The following is a 26,052-nucleotide window of genomic DNA, read 5'->3' on the forward strand; positions in this document are numbered from 1 at the left end:
CCGGCCGGCGGGGGGGGGGCCCCCCGGGGGGGGGGGGGGGGGCGGGGCGGGGGGGGGGGGGGGGGGGGGGGGCCCCCCCCCCCCCCCCCCCCGCCCGGTTTCCGCCGGTGTCCGGGAGCCCGCTGTCGGAGCTGGAGGGGGGCGGCCACATGGGGGTCCCCCTCCAGCGTCAGGCCGTGGCCTTCACCGTGTAGTCGTTGACACGCATCGAGTCGTGCATGCGCACGCCGCCGGTGTTGAGCTTCGCGATCGCGCGTGACACCGCGCCCGGCAGCGCCGAGACCAGCTGCCCGCCGCGGACGAGGGCCCACACCCCGGCGCGCGACCCCGGGATCAGGGTGCGTGCGGCGGCGGCCGCGAAGGTCCGGCTGCGGCGGACCAGCTCGCCCATCTCGCGTTCGTAGGCGGCGAACGCGCGTTCGTGGTCGCCGTTCGCCGCGGCGAGCTCGCCGGCCAGGACGTACGCGCCGAGGACCGCGAGGCTCGTGCTGCCCCCGACCGCCGGACCGGGGCAGTAGCCCGCGTCGCCGACCAGGGTGACGCGGCCGCGGGACCAGGTGTCCAGCCGCAGCTGGGTGATCGAGTCGAAGTAGAACGCGCCGCCGGTCTCGGCCAGCCAGCCGTCGACCTGCGGGTGCAGCCCGGCAAATGCTGCCCGGAGCAGTTGCTGCTGGCGCGGGACGTCCCGGTGGTGGTAGTCGAGCGGCTCGCGACGGCGGAACAGGAACACCGCGCGGGCGTCGCTCATGTGCCGGGCGCTGTAGATCATGGCGGTGCGGCCGGCGCCGAGGTGGGTGACGGCTTCGCCGTCGAGGCCGAGGGTGTCCGGCAGGGACAGCACGCCCAGGTAGGCACCGATGAATGTCGTCAGCCCGGCTTCCTCCCCGAACACCAGGCGCCGGACGTTCGAGTGCAGCCCGTCGGCGCCGACGACGACGTCGAAGCGGCGCGGCGGGGCGTGCTCGAAGGTGACTTCGCCGTCGGGGGAGAGGGCGGTGATCGAGTCGCCGAAGAGGTACTCGACGTCGTCGCGGCCGGCGTCGTAGTAGATCTCACTGAGGTCGTCGCGCATGATCTCGACGTGCCGGTCGGAGGTGGCCTGGTAGATCTTCGTCAGGTCCACCCGGACGGGCTTGCCGCCGCCTTCGCGGTGCAGTGTCATCCGGGCCGTGCCGGTGGCGAGGGCTTCGACGCGGGGCAGCACGCCCATCCGTTCGGTGATGTCCATGGCCGGGCGGAAGAGGTCGACGGCGTGGCCGCCGGTCTTGCGCAGCGCCGGGGCGCGTTCGACGACGGTGACGTCGAAGCCGTGCCGGGTGAGCCAGTACGCCAGCACCGGGCCGGCGATGCTGGCGCCGGAGACGAGGATCCGCATGAGTACCTCCCTGACTTAACGGTAGGTAAGTTGTACCACGAGTCCTTACCTATCGTTAAGTCAGTTATGCTGGGCCCGTGCCGAAACCGTCCGACACCAAGCAGCGCATCCTCGACGTCGCCCGCGACCTGTTCACCAGCCAGGGCGTGCAGCGCACCAGCCTGCAGGACATCGCCGACCGGCTCGGCATCACCAAGCCCGCGCTCTACTACCACTTCCCGTCCCGCGACGACCTCGTCCGCAGCATCGTCCAGCCACTGTTCGACGACGGCGAGAAGTTCCTCCTCGACCAGGAAGCCCGCGGCGACGCCCCGGCCCGCGAGCTGGTCGAAGGCTTCTTCGACTTCACCTACCGCCACCGCGCCGACGTCGTCATGCTGCTGTCCGAGCTGCCCACCCTGGCCGACCTCGGGCTCGTCGACCGGGTCCTGGCCTGGCGCACCCGCCTCACCAAGCTGATCTGCGGCCCGGCCCCGACCCTCGACCAGCAGGTCAGGGCGATCCTGGCACTGGGCGGCCTGCAGGACGTCTGCATGCAGTTCCCCGACGTCCCCGTCGAAGAACTCAAGGCCGCCGCGGTCGACGGCGTGCTCGACGCACTCGGCCGCTGAAAAAACTTCCGCGGCGCGTGTCGAGAACACGCGAGCGGCTCCGTCCCCGGGGCAGAAACAGCCCCGGCCGAGAGGAGCCCGACCATGCAGCAGAACGAGATCACCGAGGTGCTCGACCGCCCGCTCAGCCGCGAGCTGCTGGCCCGTGACCTGACCCGGCTGGCCTACGTCGCCAAGGACGGCACCCCGCGCAGCATCCCGATCGCCTTCACCTGGAACGGCTCGGAGATCGTCCTGTGCACGACGAAGAACTCGCCGAAGCTGCCGTCGCTGCGCGCCAACCCGGCGGTCGCGCTGACCATCGACACCGAGGTGCACCCGCCCAAGATCCTCCTCATCCGCGGCCGCGCCGAACTCGACGTCGTCGACGGCATCCCGGAGGAGTACCTGCGGATGAACGGCAGCTACGAGATGACCCCCGAGCAGCGCGTCGAGTGGGAACGCGAGGTCCGCTCCCTCTACGACGGCATGGTCCGGATCGTCGTCACCCCGACCTGGGCGAAGCTGATCGACTTCGAGACCACCCTGCCCAGCGCGGTCGAGGAACTGGCCCGGCAGCGGGCCGAGCGCGCCGTGTCTTCTGCTTGACCTTGCCGTTACGGCAGCTGGTTGACTGCCTGTCGTGTACGGAATCGGAACGGTGGCGCGGCTGGCCCAGGTGTCGGCGCGCACCTTGCGCCACTACCACGAGATCGGCCTGCTGATGTGGTCCGCGGCGCACCGGACCAGTTCGGCGACGCCTTCCGGGCTCTCGACGACTGGATCACGCAGAGCGGCGAGCGGGCCACGTCCTTCGAACGCGAGGTCTACCTCGACTGCGACGGCCCTCCGGACACCTGGGTCACCGAACTGCAGACCGTGCTGGCCGGCTAGCGCACCGCGGCGCGCTCGAGGATCGCTCCCGTGTCCACGCCGGCCGGGAGCGTCCCGAACGCGATGCCCCAGTCGCCGCCGAAGCGCGACGCGCAGAACGCGTCGGCCACCGCCGGGTGGCCGTGGCGCACCAGCAGGGACCCCTGCAGCACCAGCGCCATCGCCTCGACCAGCCGGCGCGCGCGGTACTCGATGCCGTCCACGTCGGTCAGCTCCTTGCGGACGCGGTCCACGGCGTCGTCGAGCCGGGTGTCGCCGCCGGCGGCCTGCTCGACCTCGGCGAAAAACGCCGCCACCGACTCCGGCTGACGGCCCATCGCGCGCAACGCGTCCAGCGCCGCCACGTTGCCCGAGCCCTCCCAGATCGACGACAGCGGCGCCTCCCGGTAGAGCCGCGGCATGCCCGACTCCTCGACGTACCCGTTGCCGCCGAAGCACTCCAGCGCCTCCGCCGCGTGCATCGGCGCCCGCTTGCACACCCAGTACTTCGACACCGCGAGCCCCAGCCGCCGGAACGCCTGCTCCTGCGCGTCGTCCCGCCGGTCACCGGCCGCGGCCAGCCGCATGGCCACCGTCGTCGCCGCCTCGGACTCGATCACCAGGTCGGCCAGGACGTTCGCCATCAGCGGCTGGTCCACCAGCGCCCTGCCGAACGCGCGCCGGTGGGTGGCGTGGTGCACCGCGCGCACCGCGCCCAGCCGCATGCCCGACGCGCTGCCCAGCGTGCAGTCCAGCCGCGTGTTGTTGACCATCTCGATGATCGTGCGGACCCCGCGGCCCTCCTCGCCGACCAGCCAGCCCACGGCGTTGTCGTACTCGATCTCCGACGACGCGTTCGACCGGTTGCCGAGCTTGTCCTTCAGCCGCTGCAACCGGATCGGGTTGCGCGAGCCGTCCGGCAGGACGCGGGGGAGCAGGAAGCACGACAGCCCGCCGGGCGCCTGCGCCAGCGTCAGGAACATGTCGCACATCGGTGCCGAGGTGAACCACTTGTGCCCGAGGAGGGTGTAGCTGCCGTCGGCGGCCGGGGTCGCGGACGTCGTGTTCGCCCGGACGTCGGAGCCGCCCTGCTTCTCGGTCATCGACATGCCCGCGAGCAGGCCGCGCTTGGTGCTCGGCTCCCGCAGCCCGAAGTCGTACTCGGTCGCCGCCAGCAGCGGCTCGTACCGCGCCGCCAGCTCCGGGTTCGCGCGCAACGCCGGGATCGCCGCGTACGTCATGGAAACCGGGCAGCTGTGCCCGGCCTCGACCTGGCCCCAGACGTAGAACTTCGCCGCCCGGGCCGCGTGGGCGCCCTCGCGCGGGTCCTGCCACGGCGTGCCGTGCAGGCCGTGCGCCGTCGCGACCCGCATCAGGTCGTGCCAGTGCGGGTGGAACTCGACCTCGTCGATCCGGTTCCCGTACCGGTCGTGGGTGCGCAGGACCGGCTCGTTCTCGTTGACCAGCCGGCCCCACTCCTGGGCCTGCTCGGTCCCGGCCAGCCGGCCCAGCTCGTGCAGTTCCTCCGACGCCCAGCTCGCGCCGGCCCGCTCGAGGCCGGCCAGCAGCGCCGGGTCGTCGGCGACGTCGTGGCCCGCCAGCGGCGGGACCTGGTTGGTGACCTCATGCGTGGCGGGCATCGGGACCTCCTAGAGCGCGCAGGATGAACGTGCGGAGCTCGGCGACGTCACCGGCGTTCCCGCTGGTCAACGGGCCGATCAGAACTTCGGCGGCGGCACCGACCAACGCGGCCGCGGTGAGCTTGCCGTCCTGGGGTGGCAGCACGCCGTCCCGGACCCCGGCGGCGACGTGCTCGGCGATGACCTCGGTGTAGGCCCGCCGGAACTCCAGCCGCTCGGCGTCGATGAGCGCGTCGACCGGTTCGGCGAGCAGCGCGTACGCCTGCTTCGGCGCCTTGAGCGCGCGCTGGGCGAACGTGTCGACGGCCGCCAGGACCCGCTCGGCCGGTGCCCCGGCTTCGGCCGAAGCCGCCCGGACCGCCTCGACCTCCCGCGTCACGACCTGCCGGAACACGTGCACGACGAGGTCGGCCTTGGTGGGGAAGTGCTGGTAGACACTGCCGACGGCAACCCCGGCCCGCTCGGCGACCGCGGCGACCGAGCAGCCGCCGTAGCCGTGTTCGGCCAGCTGGCGGGTCGCGGCGGCGATGATCGTCTCGCGCTGGGCATCGAGGCGTTCCTGCACCTTCGGGGTGCGGCGGTAGGGCACGGCAAGAAGTGAAGCACCGATTCATTGCTTCAGTCAACGCTCGCCGTCAGCGGACTCACTTCCCGGTGATCACCCCGACCGCGATCCCCAGGATCGCCGTGTTGTACACGAACGACACCACGCTGTGCGTCAGCACCGTGTACCGGATCGGGCGCGCCCGGACCTCCACATCGGACGTCGCGAACGACGTCCCCACCGTGAACGCGAAGTACGCGAAATCCAGCAGGTTCGGCTGCTCGGTCGCCGGGAACCGCAACCCCTGCGCCGCCCGGTAGTGCAGGTGCGCGTACCGGTCCGCGTACCCGAAGTGCAGCAGGATCCACGCCGCCAGCACCGCCGGCACCGCGCTCACCTGCAGCACGAACGCCAGCTCGTCGTCCTCCTCGGCCACCGCGTTCGCCACCAGGATCAACCCGCCCGCGGTCAGCCCCACCACGCTCACCAGCAGCGTCGAGGCAAAACTCGACCGCCGCCCCAGCAGGCTCGGCAACCACGCCGGCTCGGCGTCCGGCACCAACCGGTACCGCCGGATCCGCAGCCAGCGCGTCACGATCACCGCGAGCGCCAGCACGTCCCACGCCAGCAGGAACACCACGTCCAGCCCCGTGTTCGGCGCGAACAGCCACCCCACACCCAGCAGCACCAGCAGGAACTCCGCGCACTGGTACCAGATCCGTCGCACACGCCGCATCGCGCGAAGCTACTGCCGCCCCACGCCGACGGCACCCCGGATCACCTGGTCAGGTACCCCGCTTCACCAACGCCACCAGGTACCGGCACGGCACCGAGCCGGGGTTGGCGAACACGCAGTCCGCGGCCGGCCCCAGCTGCAGGCAGTCCCCGGCAGCCAGGTCGTGCACCTGGTGCCCCTCGTGGAACCGCAGCCGCCCGGCCAGCACCCAGATCTGCTGGTGCAGGAACGCATACGTGCCCGACGTCAACGGCACCTCCACGCCCGGCGGCAGCTCCACCTCCACCAGCTCCAGCGGACGACCGGCCGCGGGGGAGACCGACCGCCGCCGGTACCCGGTCTCCGGGTCCACCCACACCGGCTGCTCCGCCGCCCGCGCCAGCCTCCGCTCGTCACCCTCGGCCCGCGCGATCAGCTCCGACAACGTCAGGCCCAGCGCCGCCGACAGCTTCGCCAGCAACGCCGCCGTCGGCTGCACGTCACCCCGCTCGATCTTGCCGATCATCGCCCGGGACACCCCCGACCGGTCGGCGAGCGCCGCGGCCGAAAGACCTTGCGACGTCCGGGCGGCGTGCACCGTGGCCGCCAAGCGGGCAGTCAGGGGATCGGTCATAACGCTGGATACTATACGACCCGATGTGGCTACCATATGAGCCATGATCCGAGACGCCACCGCCCAGGACGCCGCCGCCTGCGCCGCCCTCTACGCCCCGTACGTCACCGACACCGCCGTCTCCTTCGAAACCGAACCACCCGACGCGGCCGAAATGGCCCGCCGCATCACCGGCGCCCACGCCTGGTTCGTCCTCGAGGACCAGGGGAGGGTCGCCGGCTACGCCTACGCCACCCGCTTCGCCGAACGCGCCGCCTACCGCTGGTCCTGCGAAACGAGCATCTACCTCGAACAAGGCCGCCGCCGCACCGGCGCCGGCCGCGCCCTCTACGAAGCCCTCTTCGAGCGGCTGCGCGAACGCGGCTTCTGCCGCGCCTTCGCCGGCATGACCCTGCCGAACGACGCCAGCGCCGGACTCCACCGCGCCCTCGGCTTCGAGCCCGCCGGCGTCTACCGCCGGGTCGGCTGGAAACACGGCGCCTGGCGCGACGTCGCCTGGGTCCAGAAGGACCTTCGCGCAACCGATGGTTGCACTTCAGCGCCCGGCGAGCTAACGTGACACGCAACCAAACGTTGCACAAGGAGCACCGCATGGAACACGGCAGCATCGAACGCGAAATCCACATCGACGCCCACCCCGACGTCGTCTTCGACGTCGTCAGCAGCCCCGAACACCTCCGCGAATGGTGGCCCGACGAAGCCGAATACCCCGTCGAACCCGGGGGAGCGGGACGCATCGGCTTCGGCGGCCACTGGGTCCAGTTCACCGTCGTCGACGCCGTCCCACCCAAGCACTTCTCCTTCCGCTGGACCCACGCCGAAGGGGAGACCGCCGCACCCGGCAACTCCTTCCTCGTCGTCTTCGAACTCGAACCCGACGGCACCGGCACCCGCCTGAAGATGACCGAAACCGGCTTCCGCGAACGCGGCTGGGACGAAGCCAAGATCGCCGCCGAACACGCCGACCACGTCTCCGGCTGGGACCAGTTCCTGCCCCGCCTGCCCGCCTACGCCGCCAAGGTCGGAGCCACCCCGTGAGCACCACCGTCGACGACGACCTCTGGTCCGCCATCGGCGACCCCACCCGCCGCCGCCTGCTCGACCTGCTCCTGAACCAGGGGAGCGCCACCGCGACCGGCCTCAGCGAACACCTCCCGGTCACCCGCCAAGCCGTCGCCAAGCACCTCGCCGTGCTCGACCGCGCCGGCCTCGTCCACGCCCACAGCGCCGGCCGCGAAAAACAGTTCCGCGTCGACGAAGACCAGCTCGCCCGCGCCGTCGCCCAGCTCGCCGATGTCGGCAACGCCTGGGACGCCCGGCTCCGCCGCATCAAGCACATCGCCGAAACCATCGAAAGGACCCGCTAGAAATGGACATCCTGCACCGGATCGGCGTCCACGACGCCACCCCGGACCAGGTCTACGACGCACTCACCACACTCGACGGCCTGTCCGGCTGGTGGACCGAGAAAACCGTGGGGGACACCGAACCCGGCGGCGTCATCGCCTTCCGCTTCATCCCGGGCGGGTTCGACATGAAGGTCCTCGAACTCGACCCCGGCAAGCTCGTCCGCTGGGAAGTCGTCGACGGGCCACCGGAGTGGCTCGGCACGACGATCCGCTGGGACCTCGAACAGCGCAACGACCACACGATCGTCCTGTTCAAGCACGAAGGCTGGCGCGAGGCCGGCGAGTTCATGCACCACTGCAGCACGAAGTGGGCGAGCTACCTGCTGAGCCTCAAGCAGCTCGTGGAGACCGGGGAGGGCGCCCCGAGCCCACGCGACGTCCAGATCAGCGACTGGCACTGACGTTACTTGACATAATGTACATTATCGGCACTTGGTGCCGTGCTGGACGGACGGCAGGGAGGGGCGCCGAACCCCGGGGTTGGAACCTTGTCCGGTTCGCGAGCGCGTCCGCTTCGCCAGGACGGCTCCTGTGGCGGTTTGACAGACCCCAGCCTGGCGGCCGGCCCCGATATGGGCTCTCAGAAGCCCGAGAGGATCCCCTGAGAGGCGCCGACCCGACACCCGGTCACCCGGCCTCAAAACGTCACGGTGACGAAATGAACTGAGGTTGTCCAGCCTTGGGACACGCTGTGCAGTGCGGTTCGTGGCGCCGATTCGTCGCCATGGGCCCCCAGGGTCAGGCTCGACCCCTCGCGTGCGCCGGTGTCGAACATGTGTGCGCATACCCCGCATGCGCGATGGAGGGGGCGCCTGAGGCCGCCGATACAGCCTCAGGAGGGTTCCGTGTCCCCCAAGGGGTAGCTCCTGGGTCATCCCGGCGTTTCATGCATAATGGCAATTATGCATGAAACGCCGGGTTCGGGCCCGGCCACGGAAACTCTCGGTGGTGTGCGGTACAAGATCCACATGAAGGTTTCCGAGGCCCAGCAAGCCTTCTTCGCCGCCCGCCGGCCGCGCAAGGACTCCCCGCACACCACCGACGCCTACCGCCGGGATCTCGCCGGCATCACCACTCTCCTGGTTTCGGAGGTCGGCCGCCCGGCCGAAGACCTCGAGGTCGCCGACCTCACCGGGCCGGCGCTGCGGGCGGCGTTCGGCGCGTTCGCGGACGGGCACGCGAAGAGCTCGGTGCTGCGGGCGTGGTCGACGTGGAACCAGTTCCTGACGTTCTGCGTGGCGGACAGGCTCTTGGCGGGCAATCCCATGGGTGCGGTGGCGCGGCCGCGGACGCCGGCGTTGACGCCGAAGCCGTTGCGGGGTGAGGAAACCCCGGAGCAGCTGCTGTCGGCGGCGGCCGCGGGGTCGCGGCGCGCGCGGGATCCGTGGCCGGAGCGGGACGTGCTGGTGATCGCGCTGGGGCTGGTGGCGGGGTTGCGGGCGGCGGAGATGCGGGCGTTGACGTCGCGGTCGCTGGTGGGGCGCGCGGGTGAGCTGCGGTTGCACGTGAAGGGGAAGGGCAGCCGGGATCGGTCGATTCCGGTGCAGCCGGTGCTGGCGGAGCTGATCGAGCGGTATCGGGAGTCGTGCCGGGTGCGGTTTCCGAACGTGCGGTTCTCCCCTGGTTCGCCGTTGCTGCTGGATCGGGCGGGTGAGCCGATTGGGCGGGGTGCGCTGGAGTACCTGGTGAAGTCGTGTTATCGGGGTGCGGGGTTGCACGACCGGGTGCCGGTGGGGGCGAATCTGCACGCGTTGCGGCACACGTTCGCGACGCGGTTGGCGGAGGACGGGGCGACGGCGTCGGAGATCATGGCGTTGCTGGGGCACGCGAGCTTGGCGACGAGCCAGAACTACATCGAGGCGACGGGCCGCGAGCAGCGTGCGGCGGCGGCGAGCAACCGGACGTACCGGGCGCTTGATGGGTTGGGTTGAGCCGGTTCAGCGGAGTTGTTCGAGGTCTTTGGCGGCTCGGGCGATTTCTTCGGCGAGGCCGCGGAGTTCGCGGGCGTCGGCGCCGTCGTCGGCGGCGGTGACGATGTCTTCGGCGGCGCAGCGGAGCTGGAAGAGGCGGTCCTGGAGGGCGGCGATCTCGGTGTCGGAGAGGACGACGGCGTCTTCGGGGAGGCCGCTGCGCTGGAGGGCGGTGCGGCGTTCGTAGGCGCGCTGGCGGCAGGATTGGCCGCAGTAGCGCCGGCGGCGGCCGACGTTGCCGCCTTCGGGGAGGCGTCGTCCGCACCAGCCGCAGTGCTTGGGGGCGCCTCGGCGGGCCGGGGCGAGGTCGATCGTGGTCGGCTGGGTCAGTTCGGCGGTTTCCCTCACCCGGGAGACCCTAGCTGGCCACTGTTTGCTCATGCCGGGGTCATGGCGGAAGTGCACACTTGAGGGATGCACGCGTCGTTCCCGTACCTGGCCGATCCGCTCCCCCGTGCTTTCGCCCATCGGGGGTGGCACCTGGGTGAGCTGGCGGGGCTGGAGAACTCGTTGCCGGCGTTCAAGCGGGCGTGTGCGGAGGGGTACCGGTACCTCGAGACGGATGTGCACGCGACGGCGGACGGTGTGGTGGTGGTGCACCACGATGCGAACCTGGATCGGACGACGGACGGGACGGGGCCGATCGCGGCGCAGACGTGGGATCAGCTCAAGCGGGTGAAGGTGGCCGGGAAGGTGCCGCTGTCGCGGTTGGAGGACGTTCTGGAGGAGCTGCCGGACGCGCGGTTCAACGTGGATGTGAAGGCGGATCGGGCGGTGGAGCCGTTCGTGCGGGTGCTGGAGCGGACGAAGGCGTTCGATCGGGTGGCGGGGGCGGCGTTTTCGGACGCGCGGCTGGTGCGGTTGCGGAGGCTGGCGGGGCCGCGGCTGGTGACGGCGATGGGGCCGCGGTCGGCGTTCGCGTTGTGGGTGCGGGGGCGGTTGCCGTTGCTGCCGCTGGGGTGGCTGGTGCTGGGGGCGATGGCGCAGGTGCCGGTGCGGCAGGGGGCGTTGCGGGTGGTGGACAAGGCGTTCCTGGCGATGGCCGGGCGTTCGGGTATCGAGGTGCACACGTGGACGATCGACGATCCGGTGGAGATGCGGATGTTGCTGGACCTGGGGGTGCACGGGATCGTGACGGATCGGCCGGATCTGCTGCGTGAGGTGTTGATCGAGCGGGGTGCTTGGCGGCGGTCCCAGGAGCTGTGAGTGGTCAGCGGGGTGGTTTGCCGGTCCAGGCGGCTTCCCAGGTCTTGGGGCCGAGGAGGCCGCTGTCCTTGATGCCGTTGGCGCGTTGGAGGTCGAGGACGGCGGTGCGGGTCTTTTCGAGGTAGCAGCCGGTGCCGGCGAAGCCGTAGCCGAAGGCGTTCATGCGGAGCTGGAAGGTTTTGAGGGCGTCGGCGCAGTCGCCGTAGCGGTAGACGACGCCGGGCCAGGCGGGTTTGGGGCCGCCGGGGCCCGGGGGTGGGGCGGGCAGTCCTCCCCCGCCGATGTAGGCGGATTCGGTGTAGGTGGGGACGCGTTTGCTGCGGGCGTCGGCGTCGGCGGTGAGTTTGAGCATGCCGGCGCACTGCCAGGGTTGCCAGCCGCGCATGCGGTAGAGGTAGAGGGCGCGGTAGTCCTGTTCGGCGGGGCTGGCCTGGTCGGGGCGGCCTTGTCCGCCGACGCTGCGCCAGGTGGGCAGGTCGAACTGGTAGGCGCCGTAGTAGCCGTTGCCGGTGTTGGTGGCGTAGCGGCCGCTGGATTCGCACATGCGGAGCTTGGCCCAGGCGCTCGACGCGGGGTCGGCGGTCGCGGTGGCGGGGGTGAGCAGCGGCAGACCCATGGCGGCGAAGGCGAGGAGCAGCAGTCTCGCCACGGTGCGTCGGCGGTTCTGGATCATGGGTGCACAGTAGGAGCGTGTCCCAGTGACCACAACAGACACGATAGGCGCTTCAGTCTCACATGAAACAGCGTTCACCTTTGTCTGCGACACGCGGTGTGGGGCGAACCGGGTGTCGCTGGAGGGTGGTGGGTGATCACGAAGCGACAAACCGGACACGGTTTCGGTGGCGTGGTCATCGGGGGGCCGTCTCCCCCGTAGTCTCCGCGCTGACCTGGAAGTTCTTGAGGCGAAGGAGCCGTGGATGACGCTGGCCGGGACGCGCTCGACCAAGCGCGAACGCTGGGGCTGGTATTTCTACGACTGGGCGAATTCGCCGTTTTATTCGTCGACGACGACGGTGTTCGGAGCGCTGTCGATGAGCCCGATCGCGGCGGCGGACGCGAAGGCGAACATCACCCTTAACGGGGACCGCGCGTGCCTCGACGGGGCGGGTCGGCCGGACACGTTGAACAACTGCGACGTGACGTTGCTCGGGCTGCACTTCCCGGCCGGTTCGGTGTGGGGGTACCTGCTGTCGGTGGCGACGGTCGTGCAGGTGCTGGTGCTGCCGATCGCGGGCGCGGTGGCCGATCGCAGCCACAACAAGCGGCGGATCCTGGGCGGGTTCGCGTTCCTGGGTGCGGCGGCCGCGGCGGGCATGTTCTTCCTGACCGGTTCGGACTGGCAGCTGGGTGCGGCGCTGTTCATCGTGGCGAACATCGGTTACGGGGGTTCGCTGGTCGTCTACTACTCGTTCCTGGCCGACATCGGCGGGCCGGACGAGCGGGACGGTATTTCGGCGCGGGGCTGGGCGTTCGGGTACCTGGGTGGCGGGCTGGCGCTGGCGTTGCAGCTGGGGTTCTACCTGAAGCACGACGTGTTCGGGGTGGACCAGGACCTGGCGGTGCAGATCTGCTTCCTGACGTCGGGGCTGTGGTGGGCGGCGTTCACCTTCCCGGCGGTGCGGCGGCTCCCCCGGCGGCACGTGCCGGTCGACGTGGCGCCGGGGCGTTCGGTGGTGCGGGCGGGGTTCACGGAGCTGCGGCAGACGCTGGTGGCGGCGAAGGCGTACCCGTTGACGCTGGCGTTCCTGGGCAGCTACCTGGTCTTCACCGATGGGATCAACACGGTGGTGACGGTGTCGGCGCAGTACGGCAAGGACGAGCTGGGGTTCGGCAACGAGGTGCTGATCGTCACGATCCTGGTGATCCAGTTCGTGGCGTACGTGGGTGGCACGCTGCACGGGCTGGTGGCGCGGCGGATCGGGGCGAAGCGGACGATCCTGGTCAGCTTGGCGGTGTGGATCGCGGTGCTGGCGGGGGCGTACTTCGTGCAGCCGCGGCAGATGGTGCAGTTCCTGGCGGTGGCGGTGGGGATCGGGTTGGTGCTGGGTGGGACGAACGCGTTGTCGCGGTCGTTGTTCAGCCAGATGATCCCGGCGGGCAAGGACGCGCAGTACTACTCGCTGTACGTCGTGGGTGAGCGTGGGACGTCGTGGCTGGGGCCGTTGGTGTTCGCCGGGGTCGGGCAGGCGACGGGGTCGTTCCGGCTGGCCATCGTGGCGCTGGTGGTGTTCTTCGCGGCGGGGTTGGTGCTGGTGTGGCTGGTGCCGGTGCGGCGGGCGATCGTGGCGGCGGGCAACCGTCCGCCGGAGGTTCTGTGACCACCGATAGGGTCGGGCGTCGTGACCTTGATCGACGACGCCGCCGGCCCTGATCCCACCGATGCCCTGTCTTCGGTTCCCGCGGCGGGTTCGCGCCGCGGGACGCCGCCGGTGGGCAGGCTGAAGTTCTGCTACGGGCCGATGGACTGCGGGAAGTCGACCCTGGCGCTGCAGATCGACCACAACCACGCGCGGCAGGGTCGCCGGGGTCTGGTGCTGGTGCGTCACGACCGGTCGGGTGCGCCGCAGATCTCCAGCCGGATCGGGCTGACGCGGCAGGCGGTGGAGGTCGGTGAGGACACCGACGTGCGTGACCTGGTGCGGCAGGAGTGGGCGCGGGGGCAGCACGTGGACTACATCGTGGTGGACGAGGCGCAGTTCCTCTCCCCCGGGCAGGTCGACCAGCTGGCGGAGCTGGCCGACGAGGTGGAGATCGACGTGTACTGCTTCGGGATCGCGACGGACTTCCGGAGCCGGTTGTTCCCGGGGGCCGCTCGTCTGTTCGAACTCGCGGACGAGCTGCAGCCGGTTCAGGTGGAGGTGCTGTGCTGGTGCGGGCTGCCGGGGCGGTTCAACGCGCGGGTGGTCGATGGTGAGGTCGTGCGCGAGGGCGATACCGTCGTCGTGGCAGATACCGAACAATCCGTAGTTGAAACTTCAGCTTCAGCACGTTTTGAGGCCGAATTCGCTACGGTGCGTTATCAGGTATTGTGTCGCCGCCACTTTCGATCGGGTGACCTGGGTGCAGTTACCGCCCATCACGGTCAGTTACGGTTGACCTGAGCGAGACGCGGGTAGCCCATCCGGGGGATATCAGCACTAAGAAGGCCGTATTGACGTCACGCCGGAGCGCGAAACGCCTCCTACTAGTGGAAGCTGATGCAGGCGGGTGACGCAGCTCATCGTGAGCAACGACATGGCGGCCCGGGAATCCTCCGGGGCCGTGCGTCGTTGCATAGGGTGAGCAACACCCTGGCTCCACCCCGGAGCTGACTGAAAGGACCCCCATCATGGCCGACCGTGTTCTTCGTGGAAGCCGGCTGGGAGCGGTCAGCTACGAGACCGACCGCAACCACGACCTCGCCCCACGCCGCACCGTGCGCTACGCCTGCCCGAAGAACCACGAGTTCGAGGTGCCGTTCTCCGACGACGCCGAGATCCCGACGGTCTGGGAGTGCCGCCTGCACGGGAGCGAATCGGAGATCGTCGATGGCGGGCAGCCCGAGCAGAAGAAGGTCAAGCCGCCGCGCACCCACTGGGACATGCTGCTCGAGCGGCGCACGATCCCGGAGCTCGAGGATCTGCTGAACGAACGTCTCGCCGAGCTGAAGGGCCGCCGCACCTCCCGGTCGGCATGACCCTGTCGGGCTCGGCCTTGTAGCCAAGCTCCCACCACAACGGAAAGGCCCCCGCGACCTCCCCCCGCGGGGGCCTTTCGCTTGCCCGCACCCCGCGGATGCCCCCAATGTGGCGTTGGTTGCTCCATCCATGCCCCCGCCACCACCCTCAACGGAGGCGCTCCGCGCCGCAGTGCCGATTCAATGCACCCAATGTGGCGTTCGGTGCGTCAGATGCACCCAACGCCACATTGGGGTGCTTGGGGCCGAGCGTTCCGGTGCGGATCAGGTCGTGCGGAAGGGGCCGTGCAGGGCGGCCCACTGCAGGAGCATGATCGTCTTGGCGTCCGCGATCTCGCCCGTCCCGATCATCTCCAGAGCCTTGGCGAACGGCAGCTCGAGCACCTCGATGTCCTCCCCCTCCTCCGCGAGCCCGCCGCCGGCGCCCCGGTCGGCTGGGTCGTACGGTGCCGCGTAGCAGTGCAGCCGCTCGGTCACCGAGCCCGGGCTCGTGTACACGTCGAACACGTGCTCCAGCGTGCCGATGCGCACGCCCGTCTCCTCCTCGGCCTCGCGCCGGATCGCCGTCTCGGGGTCGTCGGCGTCCAGGAGGCCGGCGGCCGTCTCGACGAACATGCCGTCCGGGTGGTCGTTGACGTACACCGGGTAGCGGAACTGGCGGGTCAGCAGGACCGTGCCGCCCTCGACGTCGTAGAGCAGCACCGTCGCCCCGTTGCCGCGGTCGTAGGTCTCGCGCTGCTCGGTCGTCCAGCGGCCGTCGTTGTGCCGGTAGTCGAACGTCGTGCGGCGCAGCACGTACCAGGCCGACGACAGCAGCTCCACGTTGGTGACCCGGACGCGCGGGTTGCGGGACAGGCTTGTCGAAGTGGTCATGCCCCGACCATAATGTGCAGAACTCGGCAAGAACAAGGAGGACCGTGCATGCTGGTCGGGGAACGCCGTGAACTGCTGCTCGCCCGGCTCGCCGCCGACGGCAAGGTCCTGGCCAAGGACGTCGCCGCCGAACTCGGCGTCTCCGAGGACAGCATCCGCCGCGACCTGCGCGACCTCGCCGCCGCCGGGCTCTGCCAGCGCGTCTACGGCGGTGCGCTGCCCGTCTCCCCCGCCGTCGCCGACTACGCGAGCCGGACGACCATCGCCCCAGACGGCAAGGCGCGGGTCGCCGCGGCCGCCGCCGCGCTCGTCCGGCCCGGCTCGACCGTCATCCTCGACGGCGGCACCACCACCCTCGCCGTCGCGAACGCCCTCCCGGAAGACCTCGAGGCCACCGTCGTCACCCACAGCCCGACCGTCGCGGTCGCCCTGCTCGGCCACCGCGGCATCGAGGTGTTCCTGCTGGGCGGGCGGCTGTTCCGGCACTCCGCCGTCACCTGCGGCGCGGCCGCCGCCGAAGCCGCCCAGGCGATCAGCGCCGACGTCTTCCTACTCGGCGTCACCGGCGTCCACCCCGAAGCCGGCCTGACCACCGGCGACGCCGACGAAGCCGCGATGAAACGGACACTGGCCCGGCGCGCGGCCGACACCTACGTGCTGGCCAGCGCCGAGAAGCTCGGCGCGGCCTCGCGGTTCACCGTGCTGCCCTTCGCCGACGTCGCCGGGATCGTCACCGACGCCGACGACCAGAACGTGCAGAAACTTGCAAGTCAGGGTGTGGCGATCCTTCCGGCGTGACCTCGGCGTACCACTCGCGCCCGGCCACCAGCCCGAAGACCGGCGCCGGCAGCCACACGAGCACCCGCAGGACCCCCGCGAGCCGGCCGCCGCCGCGCACGTCCGACACGTGGGCGGCCAGCGCCGCCTGCTTGCGCGCGGCGAACCGCCGCACGTCGAACCGGTGGGTGATGGCCGAGGCCGGGCTGTAGGCGCGGCCGAGGGCCTCGGTGTCGTACCGGAACGGGATGCGCAGCGCGCGGATCAGCCGGACGAACCGCACGACGACGTCCCGCGGGATCGTCGCCTCCAGCAGCCGTGTCCCGGTCAGCCGGGCCGCGCGGCGGGCGACCTCGTGCACCTTGACGTGGTCGGGGTGGCCGTAGCCGCCGTTCGGGTCGTAACCCAGCAGCAGGTCGGCGCGCTCCTGGTGCAGGATCGTCGCGAGCCGGTGGGCGGCCTCCTCGGTGTCCGCGCGGACGAACCGCTGCCGCCCCGGCGGATCGGGGTACACGACGGGCCCGTGCCCGCTCTCGGCGTAGCCCAGGTGCACGACCCGGTGCACGCCGAGGATCGCCGCCGCGGCCGTCAGCTCCCGCCACCGTTGCGTCGGGCACTCGGCGTTCATGCCGTCGGTGGCCACGACGACCACCACCCGGTGCCCGTCGGCCGCGGCGCGGGCCAGCGTGCCGCCGCTGAGCAGGACGGGGTCGTCGGCGTGCGCGTGGAAGGCCACGATGGTCGTCACCGGCCCCATCATGGCCCAGAACGGGCGAAAACGGCTCAGGCGCGCTTGAACAGCTTCCGCACCTGGTGCCAGCGACGCTCGGCGCCCCACTTCGCGACCCGCAGGAACGCCTCGCGGATGATCGAGCCGCTCATCTTCGACTCGCCGATCTCGCGCTCGGTGAACGTGATCGGGACCTCGACGATCTCGAAGCCGGCGTCGGCCGTGCGGATCGTCAGGTCGATCTGGAAGCAGTAGCCGTGCGAGTTGACCTCGTCCAGCGCCAGCTTCTCCAGCACCGGACGCCGGTAGGCGCGGAAGCCCGCGGTGATGTCGCGGGTCCGCATGCCCAGCGCGATCTGCGAGTAGAGGTTGGCGCCGCGGGAGAGAACCTGGCGGTTGAGCGGCCAGTTCACCACCGCCCCGCCCGGCACGTACCGCGAGCCGATCGCCAGGTCGGCGTCGCCGACGGCGTCGAGCAGGCGGGGCAGGTCCTCGGGGGCGTGCGAGCCGTCGGCGTCCATCTCGACGATGGTGTTGTACTCCCGCGCGAGACCCCAGCGGAACCCGGCGATGTAGGCGGCGCCCAGGCCGGCCTTCTCGGTGCGGTGCAGCACGTGGACGTGGTCGTTGGCCGCCGCGCGCTCGTCGGCCAGCTCGCCGGTGCCGTCGGGGCTGCCGTCGTCGACCACGAGCACGTGCACGTCCGGGAGTGCCTTGTGCAGGCGGTCCAGGATGGGGCCGAGGTTCTCCCGCTCGTTGTAGGTCGGGATCACCACCAGCACCGGCTCGATTTCCCGGGCCCCCCGCGGCGCCTGCGACATCCGTGCTCCTCCGATATCCGCGGCGGTCAGTCCGCCGCTTCCCCTGCTGCCGTGCCGGCGCTGCCGCGCCGGGTGCGAAAACGGAGTACGAGCCCACCGGCCACCCCGGCGATCGCCAGAGCCAGCAGCCCGTACTCCGTCCACGCACCTAGTTGATCCGACAGCGTAGTCTGCGTCCGCAGCGGGACGCGCCCGACCAGGGAATCCGCCGTGAAAAGGCCCGTTGAGCTGGTCACCGTCCCGTCGGGCGCGACGATCGCGCTCACCCCGGAGACCGCCGAGACCACGACGGCGCGGCCGTGCTCGACCGCCCGCAGCCGGGACATCGCCAGCTGCTGCACGCTCATCTCGCTCTCGCCGTACCAGGCGTTGTTGGTCGGCACCACGAGCAGCTCGGCGCCGTCGCGCACGGCGTCGCGGGCCGGGTAGTCGAACGCCGCTTCGTAGCAGACGAACACGCCGATCTTCGTGCCCGCGGCGGTCATGGTCTGGTTCGCGCCGTCACCGGGGACCATGTCCACGGTTTCGGAGTCGAGGAACGGGGTGACCAGCTCGGCGACCTTGCGGGCCGGGACGTACTCGCCGAAGGGCACCAGCTGCTGCTTGGCGTATCGCGGGCCGGGCCCGGTGCGGGGATCCCAGTCGATGACGGAGTTCTGCAGGTGCCCGTCGGGCAGCTGGTAGATCGCGCCGATCAGGGCCGGGACGCCGAAGGCGGCGACGAGCTGGTCGACCTGCGGGTCGGGGCCGGTGACGGTGGTGGCGCTCTCGGGCCACACGACCAGGTCCGGCTTGGGGACCTTCCCGGCCTGGACGTCCGCGAGCAGCCGCCGGCTCTCGGCGAGGGTGTTGTCGCGCAGCACGGTCCGCTGCCCCTGCAGCGCGAGCCCGATGTCCGGGGCGTTGCCCTGGACGGTCGCGACGGTGCGTTCGCCGTCCTGCGCGCCGGTCCCGATCGCCGGCCACAGCGCCAGGCCGGCGACGACGGGCAGCAGTGTGCCGAGGGCGGCGAAGACGGCGGGCCGGGTGAGCTTGCGCGCGTCCCGCAGCCGGGCGGCGAGGGCGGCCAGGCAGAAGCCGGTGAGCACGACTGCCAGCCCGACCAGCGGGGCGCCGCCGATCGAGGCCAGCGGCAGGAACGCGCCCTCGGGCTGGCTGAAGGCGACCCGGCCCCACGGGAAGCCGCCGAAGGGGAACCACGCGCGCGGGGTTTCCAGCGCGATGAACACCAGCGCGCCCCACAGCGGCGCGGCCGGCAGCCGGGACACCAGCGTGATCAGGCCGCCGGCCAGGCCGTGGTAGAGCGCCAGGGCGAACGACAGGCCCAGCCACGGCCACGGGCCGAAGTCCGGGCCCAGGAAGTCCAGCAGCCAGGTCAGCAGCGGCAGGAAGAACACGAACCCGAACGCGAAGCCGTAGCCGAACCCGGCCCGGAAGCGACGTCCGCGCAGCACCAGGGCCAGCCCGGCGAAGGCGAGCGGCGCGAGCCACCACAGCGGACGCGGCGCGAAGCTGAGGTAGAAAGCGAACCCGGACGCGCACGCGGCGACCAGCCGGAGGAGCCACGCGCGGGGGAAACGCCGGGTGCGCGCGGGTTGGTGCGGGGCGCCCGGTTCGGGGTCCGCCACGGTGACTGCCACGGCTGACAACTCTAGGTGATGGCGTCGTGGAGGACTTCACCCGCGCGGACCGTGCGCAGGCAACGCGGCAGCTCGGCGCCCGGTTCGAGCCGGGGCAGCGGCGGCACGCCGGCCCGCGGATCGGTGGACCAGCGCTGCACGCGGCTGTCCGGGGTGGCCACGACGAGGTCGGTGGCGTCCCAGATCGCGTAGTGCGCGGGCGCGCCCGGCACGAGGCTGCCGGTGACGCCGTCGTTGACACCCGCGGCGCGGTGCCCGGCGCGGGTGTGGGCGGTGAACGCCGCCCGCGGGGACAGGCCCGCGCCCGGCGTCCGGTGGTAGGCCGCGGCGCGGACGGCGGCCCACGGGTCGAGCGGGGTCACCGGCGCGTCGGAGCCGAAGGCGAGCAGGACGCCTTCGGCAGCCAGCGCCGAGAATGGGTTGAGCCCGGCCGCGCGGTCCACGCCGAGGCGTTCGGCGTACATGCCTTCCGGGCCGCCCCAGAGCGCGTCGAACAGCGGCTGCACCGAGGCGACCACGCCCCAGCCGGCCAGCTGCCTGGCCTGCTCGGCGGTGACCATCTCCAGGTGCTCGAGCCGGTGGTGGCGGGCGGCCAGCGCGCGCTGCCCGACCTCCTTCTCCGCCAGCCGGAAGCCTTCGACGACCTCCGCGACGGCGGCGTCGCCGATGACGTGGAAGCCGGCCTGCAACCCGGCTTCGGTGCAGGCGGCCAGGTGCCCGGCGATGCGGTGGGCGTCGAGGTAGCGCGTCCCCTGGCCCGGGTGATCGGCATACGGCTCACTGAGCGCGGCGGTGTGGGAGCCGAGGGCGCCGTCGACGAACAGGTCGCCGGCCAGGCCGCGGACGCCCAGCTCGCGGGCGGTTTCCACGGCGTCGAGCTCGCCCCAGTAGCCGACGACCTCGGGGGTGCCCGCCCCGGCGAGGGCGAGGAGGGCGGCGAGGTCGTCGCGGCCGGAGATGTCGGGGCCGGCGCATTCGTGGACGCTCACGATGCCTTGGCGCGCGGCCTCGGCGAGGAACGCCCGCTGGGCGCGTTCGCGCTGCTCGGGCGTGATGGCGGCGCGCACGGCCGCGCGGACGACGTGGTGGGCGGCGCGGGTCAGCGGGCCGTCGGGCGACCAGCCGTCGGCGCCGCGGGCCGGTTCGGCCAGCGCGGTGGAGACCAGCGCGGAGTGGACGTCGATCCGGCTGAGGTAGACGGGCGCCCCGCCGGCGGCGGCGTCGAGCTCGGCGCGGCTGGGCAGGCGCGGGTCGGCCCAGGTGGTCTCGTCCCAGCCGTGGGCGAGCAGGACCTGGCCGGGGGTGACGGCCTCGCGCACGCGGGCCAGCAGGTCGGCGCCGCTGCGGACGCCGGTGAGGTCGAGGCCGGTCAGGTGCAGGCCGGTGGCGGTGGCGTGGACGTGCGCGTCGACGAACGCGGGCGCGACGAAGGCGCCGTGGAGGTCGATTTCTTCGGCGCCGGGGTGCAGGGCGCGGGCCGGGGCGTCCTGCCCGACCCAGACCACGGTGCCGCCGGTGACGGCCATCGCCGTGGCGTCCGGGCCGGCGGGGGTGTAGATGCGCCCGCCGAGCAGGAGCGTCGTGTGTTCGTCCGTCACGCCCCTGAGTCTGCCCCCTACGTCCACGTGGGGGACGACGACCCGGCAGGCAGGAAGATTTACTCTGCGAGAACGTTATGACAGGATATTTTAACGCGTTCCCGACGACTAGGAGTACAAGTGACTGCGATCCAGGAACCTGTGACGCCTGCCGCCGCCTTCGACCAGCCCTACGAGTACGCCCGCGCCGAGCTGGTGGAACCCGACTGGCGCCGCTTTCCTGGCTGGCACGACGTGACCGAGGCCGAGTGGCGTGACGCGCAGTGGCAGCGGGTGCACTGCGTCCGCAACGTCAAGCAGCTGCGCGCGCTGATGGGCGACCTGCTGGAGGAGCGCTTCTACGACGACCTGCTCGCCGACCAGCGCGAGATGGCGACGATGTCGATGCTGCTGCCCCCGCAGATGCTCAACACGATGGCCCCCACGGCGGGCACCGACCCGGCCAAGGTGACCGAGGCGTTCTACGCCGACCCGATCCGCCGCTACATGCTCCCGGTGCGCTCCGACCGCGACCCGGTCTGGGCGAGCCACCCGCACTCCGAACGCGACTCCCTGCACGAGGCCGAGATGTGGGTGGTGGAGGGGCTCACCCACCGCTACCCGACGAAGGTGCTGGCCGAGATGATCTCGACCTGCCCCCAGTACTGCGGCCACTGCACCCGCATGGACCTGGTCGGCAACTCGACGGAGACGGTGGAGAAGCACAAGCTGACGCTCAAGCCGGTCGACCGCCAGGACGCGATGATCGCCTACCTGAAGAAGACCCCGGGCGTCCGCGACGTGGTCGTCTCGGGCGGCGACGTGGCCAACGTGCCGTGGCCGCAGCTGGAGTCGTTCCTGATGCGCCTGATGGACATCGACACGGTCCGCGACATCCGCCTGGCGACGAAGGCCCTGGCGGCGCTCCCCCAGCACTGGCTCCAGCCGAAGGTGGTGGAGGGCCTGGAGCGCGTCGCGGTGACGGCCCAGCGGCGCGGGGTCAACCTGGCGATCCACACGCACGTCAACCACGCCCAGTCGGTGACGCCCCTGGTGGCCGAGGCCGCCCAGACGGCACTGAACGTCGGGGTCCGGGACGTGCGCAACCAGGGCGTGCTGATGCGCGGGGTGAACGCGACACCGGCGGCGCTGCTGGACCTTTGCTTTGCGCTGCAAGGGGAAGCGAACATCCTGCCGTACTACTTCTACATGTGCGACATGATCCCGAACGCCGAGCACTGGCGGGTCGCGGTGTGGGAGGCACAGGAGCTGCAGCACGCGATCATGGGGTACCTGCCGGGGTATGCGACGCCGCGGATCGTGTGTGACGTGCCGTATGTCGGGAAGAGGTGGGTGCACCAGCTGGCCGAGTACGACCGGGAGCTGGGGATCTCGTACTGGACCAAGAACTACCGGACGGGCATCGAGCTGGAGGACCCGGAAGCCCTGCAGCGTCGGTACCCGTACTACGACCCGATTTCGACCCTGCCCGAAGCCGGCCAGACCTGGTGGGCGAACCGGGCCGGCTGACGTCGACGCGTCACCGTCCAAGACGCGTGCCGAAGGGATGCTGCGGGGCCTGGCCCGGGCCCCGTGGCGCCCCTTCGGCCGTAACACTGCCGTGGCGCTGTTGAGCCAGCTGTTCCCGGCCGGCACCCGGATGACCGCCGAGTCGAACGTCCTCAAGTGTCGAGCAGGATGTGCCGCAGGATGCGGGCCAGGTGGTCGGTGAGCGCGGCCGCGGACAGCTCGGCGAGCGGCCCGGTCCGGGCGATGTACCGGTTGACCGTCACGCCGATCAGCTGCGCCCCGAGCATCGCGACGCGGACGGCGATGTCCTCGACGTCGACGACTTCGCGATACGCCCGGATGCTGCTCTCCTCCATCGCGCTGTACAGCTTCGCCGCGGCCTGCTGATCCGAAGCGATGCTGCGCAGCAGGACCACGAGCGGATCGGTGGCGGCGCCGTTCTCCATCCGCTCGACGTAGGCGTGCGCGACGCGCTCGGGTAGCGTGCCCGGGTCGCCGTCGATCACCGCGTCGAGCTCCCGGTGCCCCGGCACCGCGGCGAGGAACAGCTGTTCCTTCGACCCGAACTGCCGCAGGACCAGGCCGTGGGTGACGCCGGCGCGCGACGCGATTTCCCGGACCGTCGCCCGGGCGAACCCACGTTCGCCGAAGCAGCTGCGGGCGGCGTCCAGGACGGCCTGGCGATGCCCTTCGGGGTCACGGCGGTGCGGACGTCGGGTCATGCCGGCCAATTTACCAAGTGGTCAGCAAGGCCTCTATGCTCCTTAATGACCAACTGGTCAACAGGACGGAGACCCTCCATGAGCACCACGATGATCATCGGCGGCACCGACGGGCTCGGCCGCTTCATCGCCGAGCGGCACGCGGACCGGGGCGGCACGGTGGTGGTCGCCGGCCGCGACGCGGGCCGCGCGGAGGCCGTCGCGAAGGAGATCGGCCCCACCGTGACCGGCCTCGGCCTCGACCTCGCCCGCCCGGAGACCATCGCCGCCTCGGCCGCTCACGTCCCGCCCCTCGACCACCTGGTGATCACCGCCAGCCACCAGCGCCCGAACACACTGCAGGACTTCGACATCGCCGCGGCGATCACCGCGGTGACCACCAAGCTGGTCGGCTACACCGAAGCCGTCCGGGTGCTGAGAGAGCATTTCACGCCGGAGGCGTCGGTCGTCCTCTTCGGCGGCCTGGCCAAGGAACGGCCCTACCCGGGCTCCACAGTCGTCACCACCTTCAACAGCGCCGTCACCGGCCTGGTGAAGACTCTGGCCGTCGAGCTCGCGCCGCACCGGGTCAACGCCCTGCACCCGGGCCTGGTGGGCGACAGCCCCCGGTGGCGCGACGCCGACCTGGGGACGCAGGCCGGGCGCACCCCGATCGGGCGCCTGGTCACCATGGCGGAGATCGCCGACGCCACAGACTTCCTGCTCCGCAACGGCGGGATGAACGGGCACGACCTGTTCGTCGACGGCGGCTTCCTCACCCGCTGACCGGGGTCGGCATCACGGGCGCTCCGGGTCAAGCGCCGCCTACCCGTCCAACGGGACCTCGGCGGCTGGGACCGGTGCGGCGAGGTCGAGGGCGGTGAACAGACGGTGGGTTTGGCACAGGTGGCAGCTGCCGGGATGATGGGCGGGCTGGACGCGCCGATCATCCCGGGGGTGGCCGCCTGTGCGAGCGTGTGTTGTCGGGGCGGGACCTGGGGGAATCGTCACCGCCAAGGTCTTGTTGGAACACGGCTTCGACGTCACGGTCTTCGACAAGTACCAGCGGGTCGGCGGGATCTGGTCACCGGGTGGCTGCTACGACGGGCTGGCCAACCAGTCCGCACTCCGCATCTTCGAGTTCGCGGACCTGCCCAACCGCCTGCACTTCGCCGGCGCCGTGGACACCCAGCGCTATCTGGAGGACTACGCCGAAACCTTCGGCGTGCTGGATCGCCTCCAACCGGGCACCGAGGTGATCTCCATCCGGCCGGTGGACGGGCCCGGACGGGTGGGCGCCTCCGGCTGGTCGGTCGGCACCCGGGCCGCCGGGGACGAGGCGGCGCAGGTTCGTCGCGAAACGTTCGACTACGTCGTGGTCGCCAGCGGGGCCCATCATCACGCCCGGCTGCCCGACCTGCCCGGACGTGAGTTGTTCGGCGGAACCGTGCTGCACTCCAACGAGGTGCGGGCCGGGACGTTCGCCGGCCGGCGGGTGGTCGTCGTGGGCGGCGGCAAGTCCGCACTGGACCTCGTCACCCGCGCCGGGCGCGAGGCAGCCTCGGCCACGATCGTGCAGCGCAAGGTGAACTGGATGGTCCCCGAACGGTTCCTGCTCGGTCTGGTCGGCTACAAGTGGATCCTGTTCACCCGGTTCGGTGAGGCGCTGCTGCCTCGTTACCACGACCCGGCCTGCGTCCGCCCGATCGACCGCGCCAACGACCGGGTCAAGCGAGCTCTGTGGTGGCTCATCACCCGCGACACGCTGATTTCCACGGGGCTGCACCGGCTGCCGAAGGAGCTGCGGCCCGCTCACCCGCTCCCCTTCCACCTGGCACACGCCGGAGTGATGCCACGCGGCTACGTACGGGCCGTCCGTCGCGGCCTGATCGCCGCCAAGGTCAGCGCTGTCGAGGCGTACACCGGCCAGGGGCTGCGCTTGGCGACCGGCGAGGAAGTGGCGGCGGATGTCGTCGTGTTCGCCACCGGCCACCACAAGATCTTCCCGTTCCTGGATCCGGATGTGCAGGTACACGATCCCGCCGGGCGGATACGCCTCTACCGGGGCATCGTGCCACCCGGCGCCGACCGGCTGGGATTCGTCGGATTCCGGCAGGTCTTCAACAACATCATGGGCTTGGAGCTCACCGCGCACTGGCTGGCCCGTCACTTCCGGTCGGCACTGCGCACCTCCCCGGGCGAGCAGGAGATGCAGCGGGGCGTCGACGCTCGCCTGGCCTGGCAGGAGCGGGTGCTTCCGGGCTCCGGTGGCTACGACTTCGGCCCCTACGACATCCACTGCGCGGACGAACTCATGCACGACATGGGTCTACCGTCCCGCCGCGCCGGCAACCTGTTGGCCGAATACCTGCTTCCCGGCGGACTCGCACATCGCTATGCGGGCCTGACCAGCTCGAATTCCGCGACTCGGAAGCAGGACACGTCACGGAACGGGTCTGTCTCGTGAGCGGCCCGGTCGTGCGGGACTACGCCGGGTTCTCCGCGACGGCGAGGTAGTCCGTGTAGATCTGCGGCGAGCCGGAGAACGAGGCCAGCCGCTTCCACTCCTCGTACATCTGCTTGGTGTCGCGGTGGGCAGCCGCGAACTCCGCAGCCTCCCCGGTGGCGATGTCGGGCTCGGGATAGAACACGTCCAGCGCGTCCAGGCTCGCGATCTCCATCATCATCACGTACTGGTCGAGGCGATTGCCCCGCTCACCCTTGAGCACGTGGAACCGCCAGTCCGGGTAGTCGTCGATCCGGTGGTGGTT

The 26,052-nt window shown here is 71.1% G+C and carries 29 protein-coding genes and 2 pseudogenes; 17 read left to right on the forward strand and 14 right to left on the reverse strand.

Annotation, left to right across the window (positions count from 1 at the left end):
- Window positions 1-169 precede the first annotated feature (169 nt).
- Window positions 170-1,375, reverse strand: a complete 1,206-nt coding sequence (locus tag I4Q55_RS37630) for an FAD-dependent monooxygenase (RefSeq protein ID WP_206795028.1) — start codon at window positions 1,373-1,375, stop codon at window positions 170-172.
- A gap of 77 nt (window positions 1,376-1,452) precedes the next feature.
- On the opposite strand from I4Q55_RS37630, the gene I4Q55_RS37635 reads away from it, so the two are divergent.
- The 4 genes and pseudogenes from I4Q55_RS37635 (at window position 1,453) to I4Q55_RS37650 (ending at window position 2,859) form a co-directional block, all read left to right on the forward strand.
- Complete coding sequence (locus tag I4Q55_RS37635; RefSeq protein ID WP_206795031.1) at window positions 1,453-1,986, forward strand: TetR/AcrR family transcriptional regulator; 534 nt, start codon at window positions 1,453-1,455, stop codon at window positions 1,984-1,986.
- Window positions 1,987-2,070: 84 nt separating this feature from the next.
- Window positions 2,071-2,574 (forward strand): pyridoxamine 5'-phosphate oxidase family protein, encoded by a 504-nt coding sequence (locus I4Q55_RS37640; RefSeq protein ID WP_206795033.1) that lies wholly within the window; start codon window positions 2,071-2,073, stop codon window positions 2,572-2,574.
- A 52-nt stretch (window positions 2,575-2,626) separates the two neighbouring features.
- Window positions 2,627-2,680 (forward strand): annotated as a pseudogene (locus tag I4Q55_RS51095) (hypothetical protein); the annotation flags it as partial.
- Between the two features lie 11 nt (window positions 2,681-2,691).
- On the forward strand, window positions 2,692-2,859 hold the full coding sequence (locus I4Q55_RS37650; RefSeq protein WP_206795035.1) for a hypothetical protein: 168 nt from the start codon (window positions 2,692-2,694) through the stop codon (window positions 2,857-2,859).
- Here I4Q55_RS37650 and I4Q55_RS37655 read toward each other — a convergent pair.
- Genes I4Q55_RS37655 through I4Q55_RS37670 form a run of 4 tightly spaced genes read right to left on the reverse strand, consistent with a single transcriptional unit; the run spans window position 2,856 to window position 6,371 of the window.
- Window positions 2,856-4,478 carry an acyl-CoA dehydrogenase family protein gene (locus I4Q55_RS37655; RefSeq protein ID WP_206795037.1) on the reverse strand — a complete coding sequence of 541 codons (1,623 nt, stop codon included), beginning with the start codon at window positions 4,476-4,478 and terminating at the stop codon, window positions 2,856-2,858. The genes I4Q55_RS37650 and I4Q55_RS37655 overlap by 4 nt on opposite strands.
- Window positions 4,462-5,067 carry a TetR/AcrR family transcriptional regulator gene (locus I4Q55_RS37660; RefSeq protein WP_206795039.1) on the reverse strand — a complete coding sequence of 202 codons (606 nt, stop codon included), beginning with the start codon at window positions 5,065-5,067 and terminating at the stop codon, window positions 4,462-4,464. The genes I4Q55_RS37655 and I4Q55_RS37660 overlap by 17 nt, the downstream gene beginning before the upstream one ends.
- A gap of 55 nt (window positions 5,068-5,122) precedes the next feature.
- Window positions 5,123-5,758, reverse strand: coding sequence for a DUF1345 domain-containing protein (locus I4Q55_RS37665; RefSeq protein ID WP_206795041.1), 636 nt, complete (start codon window positions 5,756-5,758; stop codon window positions 5,123-5,125).
- Between the two features lie 49 nt (window positions 5,759-5,807).
- A complete protein-coding gene (locus tag I4Q55_RS37670; RefSeq protein WP_206795043.1) occupies window positions 5,808-6,371 on the reverse strand; it encodes a helix-turn-helix domain-containing protein in 564 nt (187 codons plus the stop codon).
- A gap of 43 nt (window positions 6,372-6,414) precedes the next feature.
- Between I4Q55_RS37670 and I4Q55_RS37675 the strand changes: the two genes are divergently transcribed.
- The 5 genes from I4Q55_RS37675 to I4Q55_RS37695 all read left to right on the forward strand — a co-directional run bounded on the left by I4Q55_RS37675 (window position 6,415) and on the right by I4Q55_RS37695 (window position 9,711).
- Complete coding sequence (locus tag I4Q55_RS37675; RefSeq protein WP_206795045.1) at window positions 6,415-6,930, forward strand: GNAT family N-acetyltransferase; 516 nt, start codon at window positions 6,415-6,417, stop codon at window positions 6,928-6,930.
- Between the two features lie 32 nt (window positions 6,931-6,962).
- Window positions 6,963-7,409 (forward strand): SRPBCC domain-containing protein, encoded by a 447-nt coding sequence (locus I4Q55_RS37680; protein WP_206795047.1) that lies wholly within the window; start codon window positions 6,963-6,965, stop codon window positions 7,407-7,409.
- Complete coding sequence (locus tag I4Q55_RS37685; protein ID WP_206795049.1) at window positions 7,406-7,738, forward strand: helix-turn-helix domain-containing protein; 333 nt, start codon at window positions 7,406-7,408, stop codon at window positions 7,736-7,738. The genes I4Q55_RS37680 and I4Q55_RS37685 overlap by 4 nt, the downstream gene beginning before the upstream one ends.
- Window positions 7,739-7,740: 2 nt before the next feature.
- Window positions 7,741-8,181: an SRPBCC domain-containing protein gene (locus I4Q55_RS37690; RefSeq protein WP_206795051.1), complete on the forward strand. Its 441-nt coding sequence runs from the start codon at window positions 7,741-7,743 to the stop codon at window positions 8,179-8,181.
- A gap of 549 nt (window positions 8,182-8,730) precedes the next feature.
- Window positions 8,731-9,711, forward strand: a complete 981-nt coding sequence (locus I4Q55_RS37695) for a tyrosine-type recombinase/integrase (protein WP_206795053.1) — start codon at window positions 8,731-8,733, stop codon at window positions 9,709-9,711.
- Between the two features lie 6 nt (window positions 9,712-9,717).
- Here I4Q55_RS37695 and I4Q55_RS37700 read toward each other — a convergent pair whose 3' ends face one another.
- Window positions 9,718-10,098 carry a hypothetical protein gene (locus I4Q55_RS37700; protein ID WP_206795055.1) on the reverse strand — a complete coding sequence of 127 codons (381 nt, stop codon included), beginning with the start codon at window positions 10,096-10,098 and terminating at the stop codon, window positions 9,718-9,720.
- 66 nt (window positions 10,099-10,164) lie between these two features.
- Between I4Q55_RS37700 and I4Q55_RS37705 the strand changes: the two genes are divergently transcribed.
- Window positions 10,165-10,956, forward strand: coding sequence for a glycerophosphodiester phosphodiesterase (locus I4Q55_RS37705; RefSeq protein WP_206795057.1), 792 nt, complete (start codon window positions 10,165-10,167; stop codon window positions 10,954-10,956).
- 4 nt (window positions 10,957-10,960) lie between these two features.
- Here the strand turns inward: I4Q55_RS37705 and I4Q55_RS37710 are convergent, their stop codons facing one another.
- Window positions 10,961-11,629, reverse strand: coding sequence for a transglycosylase family protein (locus I4Q55_RS37710; RefSeq protein ID WP_206795059.1), 669 nt, complete (start codon window positions 11,627-11,629; stop codon window positions 10,961-10,963).
- 244 nt (window positions 11,630-11,873) lie between these two features.
- On the opposite strand from I4Q55_RS37710, the gene I4Q55_RS37715 reads away from it, so the two are divergent.
- The 3 genes from I4Q55_RS37715 (at window position 11,874) to I4Q55_RS37725 (ending at window position 14,632) form a co-directional block, all read left to right on the forward strand.
- On the forward strand, window positions 11,874-13,274 hold the full coding sequence (locus I4Q55_RS37715; RefSeq protein ID WP_206795061.1) for an MFS transporter: 1,401 nt from the start codon (window positions 11,874-11,876) through the stop codon (window positions 13,272-13,274).
- Window positions 13,275-13,301: 27 nt separating this feature from the next.
- A complete protein-coding gene (locus tag I4Q55_RS37720; RefSeq protein ID WP_277992052.1) occupies window positions 13,302-14,057 on the forward strand; it encodes a thymidine kinase in 756 nt (251 codons plus the stop codon).
- A gap of 227 nt (window positions 14,058-14,284) precedes the next feature.
- On the forward strand, window positions 14,285-14,632 hold the full coding sequence (locus I4Q55_RS37725) for an RNA polymerase-binding protein RbpA (protein ID WP_003081521.1): 348 nt from the start codon (window positions 14,285-14,287) through the stop codon (window positions 14,630-14,632).
- Window positions 14,633-14,896: 264 nt separating this feature from the next.
- On the opposite strand, the gene I4Q55_RS37730 is transcribed toward I4Q55_RS37725, so the two are convergent.
- Window positions 14,897-15,505 carry an NUDIX domain-containing protein gene (locus tag I4Q55_RS37730; protein ID WP_206795065.1) on the reverse strand — a complete coding sequence of 203 codons (609 nt, stop codon included), beginning with the start codon at window positions 15,503-15,505 and terminating at the stop codon, window positions 14,897-14,899.
- Between the two features lie 48 nt (window positions 15,506-15,553).
- On the opposite strand from I4Q55_RS37730, the gene I4Q55_RS37735 reads away from it, so the two are divergent.
- Window positions 15,554-16,303 carry a DeoR/GlpR family DNA-binding transcription regulator gene (locus I4Q55_RS37735; protein WP_206795066.1) on the forward strand — a complete coding sequence of 250 codons (750 nt, stop codon included), beginning with the start codon at window positions 15,554-15,556 and terminating at the stop codon, window positions 16,301-16,303.
- Here the strand turns inward: I4Q55_RS37735 and I4Q55_RS37740 are convergent.
- Genes I4Q55_RS37740 through I4Q55_RS37755 form a run of 4 tightly spaced genes read right to left on the reverse strand, consistent with a single transcriptional unit; the run spans window position 16,236 to window position 21,071 of the window.
- Window positions 16,236-17,039: a PIG-L deacetylase family protein gene (locus I4Q55_RS37740; protein WP_206795100.1), complete on the reverse strand. Its 804-nt coding sequence runs from the start codon at window positions 17,037-17,039 to the stop codon at window positions 16,236-16,238. The genes I4Q55_RS37735 and I4Q55_RS37740 overlap by 68 nt on opposite strands.
- Window positions 17,040-17,065: 26 nt before the next feature.
- Window positions 17,066-17,833 (reverse strand): polyprenol monophosphomannose synthase, encoded by a 768-nt coding sequence (locus I4Q55_RS37745; protein ID WP_206795068.1) that lies wholly within the window; start codon window positions 17,831-17,833, stop codon window positions 17,066-17,068.
- Between the two features lie 26 nt (window positions 17,834-17,859).
- The gene (gene lnt / locus I4Q55_RS37750; RefSeq protein ID WP_206795070.1) at window positions 17,860-19,473 is read right to left on the reverse strand and encodes an apolipoprotein N-acyltransferase; all 1,614 of its coding nucleotides are present in this window, start codon (window positions 19,471-19,473) and stop codon (window positions 17,860-17,862) included.
- 11 nt (window positions 19,474-19,484) lie between these two features.
- Window positions 19,485-21,071, reverse strand: a complete 1,587-nt coding sequence (locus tag I4Q55_RS37755; RefSeq protein ID WP_206795072.1) for an amidohydrolase — start codon at window positions 21,069-21,071, stop codon at window positions 19,485-19,487.
- Between the two features lie 120 nt (window positions 21,072-21,191).
- On the opposite strand from I4Q55_RS37755, the gene I4Q55_RS37760 reads away from it, so the two are divergent.
- Window positions 21,192-22,580 (forward strand): KamA family radical SAM protein, encoded by a 1,389-nt coding sequence (locus I4Q55_RS37760; protein WP_206795074.1) that lies wholly within the window; start codon window positions 21,192-21,194, stop codon window positions 22,578-22,580.
- A 152-nt stretch (window positions 22,581-22,732) separates the two neighbouring features.
- On the opposite strand, the gene I4Q55_RS37765 is transcribed toward I4Q55_RS37760, so the two are convergent.
- The gene (locus tag I4Q55_RS37765; protein WP_206795076.1) at window positions 22,733-23,302 is read right to left on the reverse strand and encodes a TetR family transcriptional regulator; all 570 of its coding nucleotides are present in this window, start codon (window positions 23,300-23,302) and stop codon (window positions 22,733-22,735) included.
- Window positions 23,303-23,380: 78 nt separating this feature from the next.
- Between I4Q55_RS37765 and I4Q55_RS37770 the strand changes: the two genes are divergently transcribed.
- Together I4Q55_RS37770 and I4Q55_RS50760 are read left to right on the forward strand one after the other, a co-directional pair.
- On the forward strand, window positions 23,381-24,067 hold the full coding sequence (locus tag I4Q55_RS37770; protein WP_206795078.1) for an SDR family oxidoreductase: 687 nt from the start codon (window positions 23,381-23,383) through the stop codon (window positions 24,065-24,067).
- Window positions 24,068-24,248: 181 nt separating this feature from the next.
- Window positions 24,249-25,748, forward strand: coding sequence for an NAD(P)/FAD-dependent oxidoreductase (locus I4Q55_RS50760; RefSeq protein ID WP_206795080.1), 1,500 nt, complete (start codon window positions 24,249-24,251; stop codon window positions 25,746-25,748).
- 19 nt (window positions 25,749-25,767) lie between these two features.
- On the opposite strand, the pseudogene I4Q55_RS37780 reads toward I4Q55_RS50760, so the two are convergent.
- Window positions 25,768-26,052 (reverse strand): annotated as a pseudogene (locus I4Q55_RS37780) (hypothetical protein); the annotation flags it as partial.

Origin of the sequence: Amycolatopsis sp. MtRt-6 (assembly GCF_017308975.1) — a bacterium.
In the GTDB taxonomy this organism is placed as follows: domain Bacteria; phylum Actinomycetota; class Actinomycetes; order Mycobacteriales; family Pseudonocardiaceae; genus Amycolatopsis.